At 42.8% G+C, this 13,688-nt stretch carries 11 protein-coding genes; 3 read left to right on the top strand and 8 right to left on the bottom strand.

The genetic code is table 11. From position 1 onward, the window contains the following. The first annotated feature begins 171 nt into the window (after positions 1 to 171). Both IPM71_11445 and IPM71_11440 read left to right on the top strand, forming a co-directional pair. A complete protein-coding gene (locus IPM71_11445) occupies positions 172 to 1,092 on the top strand; it encodes a DUF362 domain-containing protein (GenBank protein ID QQS50202.1) in 921 nt (306 codons plus the stop codon). A 2-nt stretch (positions 1,093 to 1,094) separates the two neighbouring features. Then, the gene (locus tag IPM71_11440; protein ID QQS50201.1) at positions 1,095 to 2,651 is read left to right on the top strand and encodes a 4Fe-4S dicluster domain-containing protein; all 1,557 of its coding nucleotides are present in this window, start codon (positions 1,095 to 1,097) and stop codon (positions 2,649 to 2,651) included. A gap of 456 nt (positions 2,652 to 3,107) precedes the next feature. Here IPM71_11440 and IPM71_11435 read toward each other — a convergent pair whose 3' ends face one another. From IPM71_11435 to IPM71_11405, 7 genes are all read right to left on the bottom strand, one after another. After that, on the bottom strand, positions 3,108 to 4,238 hold the full coding sequence (locus IPM71_11435; GenBank protein ID QQS50200.1) for a T9SS type A sorting domain-containing protein: 1,131 nt from the start codon (positions 4,236 to 4,238) through the stop codon (positions 3,108 to 3,110). 167 nt (positions 4,239 to 4,405) lie between these two features. Beyond that, positions 4,406 to 4,822 carry a hypothetical protein gene (locus IPM71_11430; protein QQS50199.1) on the bottom strand — a complete coding sequence of 139 codons (417 nt, stop codon included), beginning with the start codon at positions 4,820 to 4,822 and terminating at the stop codon, positions 4,406 to 4,408. A gap of 87 nt (positions 4,823 to 4,909) precedes the next feature. Next, complete coding sequence (locus IPM71_11425; GenBank protein ID QQS50198.1) at positions 4,910 to 6,541, bottom strand: L-lactate permease; 1,632 nt, start codon at positions 6,539 to 6,541, stop codon at positions 4,910 to 4,912. Positions 6,542 to 6,581: 40 nt separating this feature from the next. Next, positions 6,582 to 7,637 (bottom strand): 2-hydroxyacid dehydrogenase, encoded by a 1,056-nt coding sequence (locus IPM71_11420; GenBank protein QQS50197.1) that lies wholly within the window; start codon positions 7,635 to 7,637, stop codon positions 6,582 to 6,584. A 45-nt stretch (positions 7,638 to 7,682) separates the two neighbouring features. After that, complete coding sequence (gene hydE, locus IPM71_11415; GenBank protein ID QQS50196.1) at positions 7,683 to 8,762, bottom strand: [FeFe] hydrogenase H-cluster radical SAM maturase HydE; 1,080 nt, start codon at positions 8,760 to 8,762, stop codon at positions 7,683 to 7,685. 10 nt (positions 8,763 to 8,772) lie between these two features. Then, positions 8,773 to 10,197 carry a [FeFe] hydrogenase H-cluster radical SAM maturase HydG gene (gene hydG, locus IPM71_11410; protein QQS50195.1) on the bottom strand — a complete coding sequence of 475 codons (1,425 nt, stop codon included), beginning with the start codon at positions 10,195 to 10,197 and terminating at the stop codon, positions 8,773 to 8,775. Between the two features lie 8 nt (positions 10,198 to 10,205). Then, positions 10,206 to 10,448: a CopG family transcriptional regulator gene (locus IPM71_11405; protein QQS50194.1), complete on the bottom strand. Its 243-nt coding sequence runs from the start codon at positions 10,446 to 10,448 to the stop codon at positions 10,206 to 10,208. Positions 10,449 to 10,764: 316 nt separating this feature from the next. Here IPM71_11405 and IPM71_11400 point away from each other — a divergent pair, with 316 nt between their 5' ends. Continuing rightward, the gene (locus tag IPM71_11400; GenBank protein ID QQS50193.1) at positions 10,765 to 12,657 is read left to right on the top strand and encodes a T9SS type A sorting domain-containing protein; all 1,893 of its coding nucleotides are present in this window, start codon (positions 10,765 to 10,767) and stop codon (positions 12,655 to 12,657) included. A 146-nt stretch (positions 12,658 to 12,803) separates the two neighbouring features. On the opposite strand, the gene IPM71_11395 is transcribed toward IPM71_11400, so the two are convergent. Further along, positions 12,804 to 13,685 (bottom strand): hypothetical protein, encoded by an 882-nt coding sequence (locus IPM71_11395; protein ID QQS50192.1) that lies wholly within the window; start codon positions 13,683 to 13,685, stop codon positions 12,804 to 12,806. Between the last annotated feature and the right edge of the window lie 3 nt (positions 13,686 to 13,688).

Genomic DNA, 13,688 nt, shown 5'->3' with positions numbered 1-13,688 from the left:
AACTAAATATACAAAAAGAAAAACGATAGTTAGTCAGTAATCACTGATTAAACCTTCGAAATGTATTCAATCCTATCAATCGTTAAAAAAGCGAAAGTGAATTTAATTAGTAGTTAAAATCTTTCATTTTAGGCAAAAAATGTTCTAATTTGAAGCCCTTAATATTCAATTATGAAACGAAGAGATTTTATCCGCACATCGGTAGGTGCCTCGCTGGCATCTGGGGCACTGATAGGAACAGGAGCATTGAATGAAGCCTTCGGCTCCCCTGCAAACCTGCAAAACTCTTACGACCTGGTAGCCATTAAAGGCGGCGAACCCGATACCATGTTTATGATGGCCATTGCCGAACTCGGTTGCATGGGTCGCTTTGTAAAAAAGGGACAGACCGTAGTGGTAAAACCCAACATTGGTTGGGATGCCCCACCTGAAAGAGCTGCCAATACCAACCCCAAGCTGGTAGGTAAAATTGTGGAACAATGTGTAAAAGCCGGAGCCAAATCGGTAACTGTGTTCGACAATACCTGCGATGAGTGGACCCGCTGTTACCGCAACAGTGGAATTGAAAAGGCTGTAAAAGATGCCGGAGGGCTTGTAGTCTCAGGCAATGACCAGTCGAAATACAGGAAAATATCCCTCCCAAAAGGAAAAAGTCTGAAAACCGCCGAGGTACATGAGTTAATTATTCAATCGGATGTGTTTATCAACGTGCCTGTATTAAAAAACCATGGGGGAGCCACCATGTCGCTGGCCATGAAAAACCTTATGGGAGTAGTTTGGGACCGGGGCTTCTGGCACAAAAACGACCTGCACCAGTGCATAGCCGATTTTGCTACCTACCGCAAGCCCGATCTGAATGTAATTGACGGTTACAATGTAATGAAACGAAACGGACCACGTGGCGTTTCGGTGCAGGACGTGGTGAATATGAAATACCAAATCCTTTCGGCCGACATGGTAGCTGCAGATGCTGCTGCAGTGAAGGTATTTGGATTGGAAATAAGCGATGTGGCACACATCGGGCTTGCAGAACAGTTAATGGTTGGCACAAGTAAACTCGATACCTTGTCAATCAAACGCATCAGTATTTAGGTATGCAGAAACATTTTAAGAAAATAAGGCTTGTGTTGGCCCTTGTTTTCTTTGCAGCTTTTCTGGTTTCATTTGCCGATTTCAGAGGAAATATGCCTTCCCGCTGGCATTCGGCTATTCTATACCTGCAATTTGTTCCTTCGGTAATTAAGTTTTTTACACCCCTTGCTGTGCTTTCCCTGGGGTTTATTGTGGTATTGTTACTTACGCTGCTGGCAGGACGGGTTTATTGTTCTACCATATGCCCACTCGGTGTTTTGCAGGATTTTTTTATCCATATCAGGTTAAAGTGGATGCCGAAGAAAGGACTCCGGTTTAAGCAAGCTCATCGTGTACTTCGTTATAGCGTTTTGGTGCTGGCTTTGATATCACTTTTATTTACAGGTGTTCTTGTTTTCAACCTGCTCGACCCCTATGCTCTTTTCGGGCGCATGGCAGCAAACCTTTATCAACCAGCACTTGGTTGGACTAACAACATCATTGCCAAGCTAATTCCTGCCTCTACCCTGCACGCTGTGAAAATAAATACCTTGCACCTGGCTTCCGTTAGTTTTGCCGGCGGCAGCCTGGCCCTGCTGATTTACCTTTCCATGGCATACGAGCGGCTCTATTGCAACAGCATCTGCCCGGTGGGTACATTTTTAGGCTTGTTGTCGAAAATATCTTTGTTTAAACTGAAAATAAACCCGTCTTCTTGCACCCAGTGCGGAAAATGTCAGTCTGTTTGCAAATCGAATTGCATCAACATAAAAAACATGCACATCGATGAGTCACGCTGTGTGAATTGCTTTAATTGCATTCCAATTTGTTCGGAGAATTCCATTACTTACAAAAAATCAGCCATCGGTCTGGCAAAAAAACCTGTCACTTCCAGCGATGGAGGAAGAAGATTATTTCTGGCCACCACCACAGCTTTTCTTGCCGCAAAAGCACTTCCTGTTTTTGCAGTCAACGAAAATAAATCAGAAGAAGAACACGAAGATAAAATCTGTTTCTTTAGCCGTGGCCCCATTGCACCCCCAGGTGCTATTGGCATTGATCATTTAAAAAGCAGTTGTGTAGCCTGTCACCTTTGTATTGCGGTTTGCCCGACAAAAGTTTTACAACCCAGTTTTCTGGAGTACGGATTTACGGGGATGAACCTTCCGAAAATGGATTTTGCAGTGAATTATTGCAATTACGAATGCCGCAAATGTGGCGAGGTATGTCCGACTGGTGCCATTGTAAAATTGGAAAAGGAACAGAAAAAACTCACCCAGGTGGGCAAGGTAGTACTGCGCATGAATAAATGCATCGTCGAAACAGAAGCAACAGCCTGCGGCTCATGCTCCGAACACTGCCCAACCCAGGCTGTGAAGATGGTGCCTTACTACAACGGCCTGCCTGCTCCTGAAATTGATCCTTCTATTTGCATAGGTTGCGGAGCCTGTGAGTATGCCTGTCCGGTTACCGATCCGCACCCTGCCATATTCGTGGCAGCCAACACTTTACATGTACTGGCAGAAAAACCCAAGCAAGAAGCACTCGAAACAGTTGTGGAAGAAGAATTTCCATTCTAAAATGAGAATATTTGGTCTCGAATGGTTTTGCTTTCCAAGATGGATAAACACACTTTTTTATTAGGTCTACCTCGCTATTTGAAGTTTGCAAAGCATGGTTATTTTTTACACTCACTTTAAGAATACACCGGATTGAACGAGAAAATACTGAAAAGATGCAAATGAAATCCTCCCTCTAAAAATATTTGGCTAAAAATGTCGGTTTTTACCCATACTAAATTGAGTCAAAGCACACACTTTTTAAGTAATTATACGAATACAAATGCACCTGTCTGCACCTTATCTTTGTATCATAAGATTTTGAAAAAAGGTTAGATAAGAGACTATAAGATTTTGATGTAGGGTTTGGTTGGATTTAGGTAGAAAAGAGGCTTCCGTTCCGGAAGCCTCTTTTTATTTTGTATCTACTGTAAATCGCCAATCAGACTGCAATGCAAATCGGTTCGAGGATTCAACCTAAAGCTTTAAAATTCTTTTCGTCAGCGGGTATTCGCCCTTTTGCCTGATCTGTAAAAGATACATTCCAGATCTGATATCTCCGACTTCAATGCTAGCAAAGGAATTGGAAATGGTACCGTTTACAACTATACGGCCAGTCAGGTCGTAAAGATCATAACTCGCTTCGGTTGCCTTTTCGAGCTGCACATATACAACTTCATTTGCCGGATTGGGATATATCCGGGCATAATCGTGAGTAGCAAATTTTACAGGTGTATAAAGAAGAGTATCACCATAGACAAACCTTAAACGACCCCAGCGGCTCATGTTTCGGGGTTCCATAGGCAGGCTGTCGTAATCGTTGGCCCAATATGCCCTGGTTTGTAATTCAAAAAGTCCGTCCAGCTCACGTTCTTTATCGGTTTCTGTAAGTTCAATCGCAAAACCAACCGTTAAGGAATCGATGATTTTAGCTGTAATGTAAGTCCCCGGAGTTGAACCGGTATCAACTAATGTAGTATCGTATTGAACCAAATGGGGGGCAAGAATAGAAAAATCAAGGGAAAGTTTTGAATAGCAGTAGTTTCCATCTTTCCAATGTACCATTTCGCAACCTGCATCCTGCAAGGACCCAATATCCACCCCGGCTTTTTCGCCTTCGAAGTCCGCAGTTCCCCAAACATACCTAATCCAGGCAGTAGAATGAACATAATCACCAGTAATATAAATGCTGTCTTCTGAATCCATCCATTCGCTGGTTTCAGAAAGATAGAAATAAAGTGCAATGGCATCGCGGTTTTCCAGTCCGCTGGCTATTGTCGGGTCAGGTACTCCGTTTTCATACCCGTTTACAAGGGAGTCGTCGAGCTGCCTGAAAAGAAAAAAGGCTTTGCTTTCGTACCAGGCCGATTTCATCATCAGTTCGAGGTCGGGCACAATCAAATCTCCATAATCGGGTAATCCGGTGTAGGAAATAAAGAGGGAGTCTATTACTTTATTGTCAGCAGTATCCGGTAAAGTCCATATGCCATTGGAAAGGGTATCCAATTGAATATCGTACTGTCGATTTTTCGATTTGTACTCCGCTTGTGAAAATGCACTCGAAAAGCCTGAAAATAATGTGAGGATAATTAAAAAATTCTTCATCATAACTGCTTGGTCTTAAAAGCTGCCCGAAAGTAATAACAATTGCACGATTTCTAAAACTTTCAAAAATAAATTGCCCTGATTTAGCAAAGATTAACATTGCTTTTTATCTGAAGATAGCATGGCATTCGGTATCTAAAACAAGGAAGTTTTAGCTCAGTAATAGAGTTTTAAATTAATGCCCAGGTTCCAGAAACAATGGCAAAAACCATATAAGCCAGGTAAATGATATTCACAGCCAGAAGCATAAGGTTAAACTCAATACGCTTTTTCCGTATCTGACGGCGCAACATGATGCCAACATTTGGAACTACTGAAGCCGATAAATAAAATAAAAAATGAATGTTGAAGAGCGAATCGTAAGGCTGAAGGCTTTCGTCGATTTGTTTGGGACCGAAAAGTAAAAGATAGGTAAAAATCAGAAAAGATGCCAGAAAGAGAAGATAGCTTCCTTTGAGGGCAATGGTTGTTATCGGCCTCTTGCGGTGTACCCGAAATGGTTTTAGAATGATAATGGAAACCACAAAAAGTAAAAGCAGACCGAAAACAAAGATTACTTCAAATACACTCTGAAAAAAAACACCCATACTTTGCTTGCATTTGTACACTGCAAGATAAGAAACTCACCTAAGCAAACAAAGTATTTAGCTTCCTTTGCTAAAGTATAGGTTCTCTCAGATAAAGACTGCCATAAGTGCAGCTATAAAGCCAAACACCAACATAGCTCTTACCGTTCTTTTTAAAATATGGCCTTCGATATTTCCTAGGGCCAACACCGACGAAACAGCTACAATGTTGTTAATGCTCACCATAGTACCCATGGTTCCTCCAACCGATTGTAGAGCCAAAATAGTGGTTCGTTCCAACCCAAGCTGTAAGGCGATGGAATCTTGAATGCCTCCAAAGGTCAGATTCGAAATAGTATTGGAACCACTGAAAAAAGCGCCAATGGCACCCAAAAAAGATGCGAAATATTTCCACGACTGACCCGTCAGGTCAGCCAGCGATCGGCCAATGGTAGTTACTGCCGAAGTTTCACCGCCCATCATCATCAGGTTCACAAATACCAGGGCACCCATCAAGGCTAAAGTAGGTTTCTTTAATTGCAAAAGAGTTTCGGACCAAACATCTTGTACTACCTTCTGTTTGGTGGAATAAATTAAAAAAGTGATGATTGAAATTACTCCGAAAGGCAATAAAGACGGAACATACAAAAGCTTATGGGTCCAACCGACAGCTGTTCCGAAAATACCTTCGAGCGATACTACCAACGAAGCACTCACGCGTAAATCGCCAAGCGAGCCAAGATTGAAAAACAAAGCAGGGTGTGTGGCATCCAGAAGTTGCCTGATTCCCAGCTGAGGAATACGGGTTACAATTAAAAGCAGCAGCGTACCCCACAATGGAAACGATGCCTTGATAATCTGGCCAGGCGATGGATTCGCAGAAGGTTCAGTAGTTAACGGAGGGTTATGCAGAAGCTGGCTGTCGCCGATTTTTTCGTGCAATTGGACCTCCGATTTCGATAAACCAAAACCAGACCTTGCCAGCAACACGGTGCCAGCCATGCCTACTGCACCGCCAACCAGCGAAGGGAACTCGTAGTTAAACCGTGCAACCAGGAGATAAGGTATAATGGTAAAAAGAACACTCGACAAAATGAAAAGCCAGTTTCGAAGCACTGATTGTGGTTTTACGACAAAAAGCAATGCAATTGCCGGAATTACAAGCGCTGCCACAGAATTGATCAATGCCGATTTAAATCCAATTTCAAGGGTTTCTGCAGCGCTCAGGTTTATTGCAGAAAACCCAAACCAGGTGGGAGTTCCCACGGCACCAAAGGTTACTGAGATGCTGTTCATGATCAAAGTCAGAATGGCAGTGCGCACAGGCGGAAAACCTAAACCTACAAGAATTGGAGCAGCCAGAGCAGCAGGGGTTCCAAAACCGCTTGCCCCTTCAATAAGAAAGGTAAATGTCCATCCTACCAACATTAGCTGAGCTACTTTATTCTGTGTAAGTTTATTCAGCCATTGCCTGATGATGGTCAGGCTTCCGGTTGCCTCCATGGTACGAAACAAAAACACTGCGCCTGCAATAATTAAAATAGGCGTCCAGGCTACCAGCAAGCCACTCAACACATTGGCATGTACCAAATTGGCATCGTGGCCAAAAACAACCATCAAAATAAAATACAATACTAAAGCAACAAGTGGCAGTGCTTTCGACGATGGCATACTATTTTTGCGGGTCATCAAAAATACCAGCAGCACAATGGGTAGAGATGAAAATAAAAGTTTTACCATTCGAATAATTCGATGTTTTTATCGGAATATATAAACTTGCCTATTTACCTTTAGGAAGCACCATGTTGGGCGAACTGTTCTTTTCGAGGTACTCCTTCATATTTTCGAAAGTAGTTTCAGAAATATTGTTCACCGCCTCCTTGGTAAAGAATGCCTGATGGGCTGTAATGAGCACATTCGGAAAAGTTTGCAAACGCACAAACTGGTCGTCTTGAATGACCTCTTCCGACAAATCTTCAAAAAACAATTCTTCTTCTTCCTCATACACATCAAGGCCGAGGTAACCAACTTTACCCTTCTTCAGCCCCTCTATCACAGCATTGGTGTCAACGAGAGGGCCCCGACTGGTATTCACAATCATCACCCCTTCTTTCATTGCTGCAATGGCATATTCATTTATCATATGAAAAGTTTCGTGGGTAAGCGGGCAGTGAAGCGAAATAATATCGCTTTGTCGGTAAAGGTCCTGCAGTTCAACATATTCTATGCCTTTTTCCATCATTTCCTTATTCGGGAATTTATCATACGCCAGAATACGGCAACCAAATCCGGAAATTATCTGACTAAACACCTGCCCTATTCTGCCAGTGCCAATTAACCCTATAGTTTTACCGTGTAAGTCGAAACCCAGCAAGCCATCGAGTGCGAAGTTACCGTCGCGGATTCTTGGGTAAGCCTTGTGGTATTTGCGGTTGAGCGATAAAATCAGTCCAAGGGTATGTTCGGCCACTGCATAAGGCGAATAGGCTGGCACACGTACCACGCCCATGCCCAGGGCATAAGCTTTTTCGATGTCAACATTATTAAAGCCTGCACAACGAAGGGCAATGAGTTTCACTCCTATTTTGTTCAAACCTTCCAACACCTCAGCATCGAGCTGGTCGTTTACAAACACACAAACCGCATCAAAGCCTTCGGCCAGCGGAATGGTTTTTTTATACATGCGAGATTCGAAATACGATATTTCGTATTTAAAACGGTCGTTTACAAGGTTAAAGGAATTTACCACCCAGGCTTTGGTGCTAAATACTGCGATGCGAAAGGTTTTTACATCTTGTGTCACCGTACTGGTGGTTATGCTTGCTATTGATTTCATTTTTTTGTTCTATGTTGAAGATAATAATTCGTAAATAAATTGTTTCTAACGATTTCTGTTCGAATAATGAAGGGAATCGCCCCAGCTGTCGTAGCCTATGGTATTACCTGCAAGAGCTACTCTTACTTCGAGGCAGTTTTTGCAATCGTCGGCCGAATCGTCGGTGCAGGGTTTATTCTGGTATAAAAGGTAATCGTCGCGATGGCCTCCCGGAGTTATGTTTGGCATAATTATGTTTGCGCCTACTTTCAATGCCTTTTCGCGCCCAAGTTTATCAATGGCTTGCAAAGCCGTTGCAGCAGCAATGTTGATACGAGGCATCATGAGCCGTAACAGGGCTATCATTTTTAAGGCCATCTGAAATCGATCCTCCTGGCTCCAGAGCTGATGGCGGTATTGATAAAGTGGGGTATCAGAATGTTCGAGGTAAGGGCCCATGCCCACCATATCGATTCCAAATTTCTGCATAAAAAGTAAGTCTCCGGCCAAATCGTCAAGGGTTTGAAAAGGGAGCCCTATCATTACCCCGGTTCCTACCTGATAACCTGTAAGGCGCAAATCTTCAAGTGCTTTCAGTCTGGGCTCAAAACGGTGATCTTTGTCTTGGGGATGAATTTTTTTATACAATTCAGGATTCGACGATTCGATGCGCAACAAGTATCGGTGAGCACCTGCCTGGTACCACTCTGCATAGGTTTCGCGAGTTTGCTCGCCAAGCGATAGCGTAATCCGTAATTCGCCCTGAGTAGCAGCATGTATTTTTTCGAGCAGATTTGTAATTCGCTTTGTGAAAGCAGGCGAACTCAACTCGCCCGACTGCAATACCAGGCTGGCAAACTTATTTTTCCAGGCAAAATCTGCAGCTTCTACTATGCTCTCATCCGAAAGGTTGAAACGATTGATATTCTCATTGTCGTTTCGGATGCCACAATAGAAACAATTTTTGGAGCATATATTCGAAAACTCTATCAAGCCCCTGAAGTAAACGACATTGCCTACCTCTTGCTCCTTTACTGCAGCTGCCCTTTCGAAAAGCTTTGTTTTCTCCTGATCTTTCAGTCCAAGTAAAAACACCAGCTCGTCGCGGCTAAAAACTGATTGATTTAGTAATGTATTTAAATCCATTCCTGAGGTACTAAAAATATAAATCACGTTCGCCTTGCCTGATCCGGTCTAGCCTGTTACGAATTTCTTTGACATTAGCCTGACCCTCTAGTGTTTCAAGGTTTTTTTCTATCATTTGCCATCCTTTGTCAAAGACATTCAGCGGTGCATAATCCTCGAGGTACTCGGCCAGAGTTAATATGGCATTGGGCGAACAAAAGCGTTTTATGAACCCAGGCACCGAGAACTCCATAAAGTGTTCGCCGGTTCGACCAAGGCGATAACAGGCAGTGCAAAATGAGGGTAGGTAATCCTGGCTTAACAGTTCTTCAATCACTTCGCTCAGTGCCCTGTCGTCGTTAATCTTAAACTGTTCCTTGTTCAAATCTTGTTCGTTTTCCTTTTTGGCATAAGCTCCCAGCTCAATTCGGGTACCTCCATCGATTTGCGAAACACCAAAACGCATTACTTCCTTACGCACAGCAGCATTTTCGCGGGCTGTAAGTATCAGTCCGGTGTAAGGTACTGCCAATCGAAGAATGGCAATCAGACGAGTAAATTCTTCGTCGCTTACAAGGTATTTTTTTTCAAATTTGATGTCGGAAGCCTCTTGCAACCTGGGAAAAGAGATGGTATGCGGGCCTACATTATAACAAGCTTCGAGGTGGTTGGTATGCCTTACCAGAGAGAGTACCTCAAAGCGCCAGTCGTATAGGCCGAAAAGGGCTCCAATGCCCACATCATCCAAACCGGCCTCCTGTGCACGGTCGAGCGAGGTAAGCCGGTAATTGTAATCGGCTTTGCGTCCGCTTAGGTGGTATTTCTTGTATTCTTCGGGGTGATAGGTCTCCTGGAAAACCTGGTAGGTACCAATACCGGCTTCTGCCACTGTTTTAAAACCTTCAATTTCAAGAGGAGCAGCATTGATGTTTACGCGACGTATTTCGCCATTGCCCTTTTTTACTTTATACACTGTTTGTGCGGCATCGGCAATAAATTGGGCATCGTATTTCGGATGTTCGCCAAACACCAATATCAACCTTTTCTGTCCTGTGTCTTCAAGGGCTTCCACCTCACTCACCAGTTTTTCTGTCGACAAAGTAGTGCGCTCGGCAGCCTTGTTGGAGGTCCTGAAGCCGCAATACTGGCAATCGTTTGTGCAAAGGCTGCCCACATACAAAGGGGCAAAAAGCACAATGCGGTTGCCATACACACGCTCCTTCAACTGGCGGGCTCCCTCCTTAATTTCTTCAATCAGTTCCGGATCGGTGGCAGCAATTAGCGAAGCAGTTTCAGCCAAAGTGAGTCTTTCTTTATCAAGCGATTTGGCAATTACCGAACGGATGTATTCTCTGTCGGTATTTGCACCGTGAATAAAACTCCAGATTTCATCTGCATCAATAAACGGCTGCATCGGTACATCGGGAATGCGGTACTTTTCGGGCTTAAAAATCATATGAAAGCTTACTTGTATGTCGTTAAAACCGACTTTACCTGTACTCCTTCCAATCGACCTAATTTACCGGTAAGAGAATTGATCTGGTCGCTTGTACCTTCGAGTATCACCGTGATGATACTAACCCCCTTGTCGCGCAGACCCTGGCGTGCAATGATTAAATCGGAATACACCGATAGCAAATGGTTCATTGCATCGATGTGTTCTTTGTTTTCGACAAGGATTACGGCAGCTCCAAATCTCTTTTCCATCAGCAATTCTTTTGGATCAGACTAAAAAGGAAATCTTCGGGTAAGAAGTCGGTTACCAACCCTCAGAATTTTCTGTTACAAAAATAACAATAATTCATCTGCTTCAACGAACGAGAGGAAAAAAAGTTGGATCAGGCAGCTAATATTGATTTTATAATCTTGATGCATTCAACTTTATCTATCTAAATATATGATAGTTAGAAATTTTAACATCAGCTTAATAATAATCTCCTTTAAACTTAACTCCTTTCAAAGATTTACTTCACAATGCTGCTTTAACTTGCCGCTGTTAACTAAACCTTATTTAGAAAATATTATGAAAACAAAAGCTTTACACTTAATTAACAAACACTTATGGAATGTATCTATTTATACATTCTTTGTATTGTTTGCATTATCACTCACATCGGTTCAGGCACAACCCGGATACGTAGCCGGCGATTTCCACCAACACACCACATTTACCGATGGTTCGTGGACAATGCCCCATGTATTTGAAAAATGCGAATACTATGGACTCGACTGGTGGGCCAACAGTGAGCATGGTGGCGGATTTAACCGCGATGGACGTAACTCGGGAGCAGACCTGGATACTACTGTTTATTGGGATCAGGATACTACAATATCCATTCTGGGAACGGTATCGATGAGTGGTGGCCATCAAAACATGTGGCGCTGGCAATCTCTAAGCCAGTTTTCTTTTCCACTTTGCAACGGATTACGGGCGCAGCATCCAAACAATCTTATTATTCAGGGATATGAAATGAATGTTCCAGGTCATGAGCATGGCAGCGTGGCCATTATTGGCGAACAATTTAACAAGAACAATAAAAATGTTGATGCGTTGGCACAATTTGAATACATGTTCGACAATTCTGACCGGGATGTAACAGGAGGATTGGCCATGGGATGGACAAAATCTACCGCCAGCAACCACGAAAAAACCCTTGAGGCTGCAAAATGGCTGCAGGATAACCACACCTATACTTCGTGGTTAATTCCCGCTCACCCCGAGAGACAAAGAAAATATACCATTTCTCATTTCAGGGATATGAATAACATTGCCCCCGATGTGTGTTTTGGCTTCGAAAGCATGCCCGGACATCAGAAATCTGCAGGTCGCGGAGGATATAGCACAAGCGCTTTTGGTGGCACCTATGGAGGATGCGGCTATTTTGCAGCACGTGTAGGTGGCCTCTGGGATGCCATGTTAAGCGAAGGACGCAACTATTGGTTGTTCGCCAGCTCAGACTTCCATGATATCGACGATGACTTTTATCAGGGAGAATACCAAAAAACATATACTTATGTAACCAAAAAGAACAGTTACCCTCATCTGCTCAATGGTTTACGTTCAGGCAATAGCTGGATTACCAATGGCGACCTGATTGATTACCTTGGTTTTACTGTTTACGAGGGTCAAAAAAAGGCTGAAATGGGCCAGAATCTGGCTTTAAAAGCCGAAAGTATTTCAATTGTAATCATTGTTCACGACCCCAGTGAACCTAACCACAACACTTACAGTAGTTATAATACACCTACCCTTCACCATATCGATCTGATTGCAGGAAAAGTAAAAGGAAAAATAGATCCTGCCAGTCCGGAATATGCAATAGACACAGTAGCCACAACCAGCGTAATTGCACGCTTTGATGCTGTGGGTGGTGTAACTGATGCCAATGGATTAACCAGTATGCAATGGAAAAATAAGGGCAATGGCTGGTACGAAGTTACTTATAATATTTATCCTGTTGAAAAAGATATGTACTATAGAGTACGTGGCACCAACCTTGAGTTAGGTGTGGCCAACGAAACCGACCCCAACGGAAACCCTCTTGCCGATGCACTTATGGGAGCTAACGATGGCGCCAAGGCTTTTGCTGATTTGTGGTTTTATTCAAACCCAATTTTTGTCACTGCATCGAAAAAAGCAAATTTGAAATCGACCGAAGAAGAAAACTTCATTCATCCCTTGTCGGGTGAAGTAAGTTTATATCCAAATCCTGCCAGCGATCAGGTGAGTATTAGCAACGAATCAGGCGAAAACATTTTAGTAACAGTGTTTGATATCACTGGCAAAATGGTTAAGTCATTTGCATCTGCTGACCTGGTAATTGAAATGGACGTAACGGATCTTGAAAAAGGCAATTATGCAGTTGTTTTGAAGTCGGCCAGTACAACAAAAACCATTCAGCTGCAGAAAAAATAAACGCTCGACCTTCATTCTTTAACTCCAGACTCACGCAAAGAACAACGAAGGAAAATAATACCTTTCATTATTGACAGGAGTATGCATAAAAAAAACAGGAAGACTTCTCTTCCTGTTTTTTTTATTACGTATTTTTTAAAACAGCTCTACTGAATGATAGATTTTCGTATATCACCAATTTTTTTCTGAAGAGTTTCCAATTCTACAATCCATTTATCCATTTGAGCAATTCCTGCCTTTGATTCTGCATTGTAATTACTTGTAACATTTATTTCTATTGCCATAAAAACTTCGTGCAAATCTTCGAGCATCACAATATATTCTTTCACTACTTCGTTGGAGCGGTAGTTGCTGAGCATCATTAGCAGGTTGTTGAGTGAATACTTCTGGTCGATAAGACGCTCAATTACCTCGGCATTGCGACTCTCGATAGCCACATGGGTTCCAATATAGATGGCTTCTACCCAGCCACCCAGAATTATGACAGATGCTGTAGCGAAGCGTTCATTGTCTTTGAGATAGGTTTCTGTTTCGTAGTAAACTTCGTTGGCAATAGAGATCAGCGAATCTTTGTTGGTAAGATTGTTTTCGAACCTCTTGGCGGTTTGTTCAAAAAAACTGCCTGGTATTCCCATTTGTTCGGAAAGAGATTGCATGGCGGTGAAATGACGCCCTGCTACTTCGAATTGTTCAAACACCCTGGCATAACTAAGATCCACTGCAAACACACCCAGGTTCATGGCTTTCTTATAACTTGTCATGTAGGCGTTAATGTTTTCAGGAGAGTTAAGAAGCTCTTTCGAAAAAACCGTTCCGGCGGTTTCAAATAAAGTCGAAAGCTCCACAGAAAGATACATGTTATAGAATATAGGTATCCCTGCTCCCACGGTGTCAAAATCCTGGAATACAGCATTGGTATCGGATAGGTCAACGCTGTCAAGTCCAATTTCCTTGCCCTCTTGACCAGCTCTTTTACAGGTGATAGCCAACAATGCTACCATTAAAATTAGTATTACATGCTTTTTCATTCT

The sequence above is a fragment of the Bacteroidota bacterium genome, from assembly GCA_016699695.1.
GTDB lineage: Bacteria > Bacteroidota > Bacteroidia > Bacteroidales > UBA10428 > UBA10428.
Note: the sequence above shows the minus strand (reverse complement) of the source record. Positions and strands in the feature narration are given on the sequence as shown.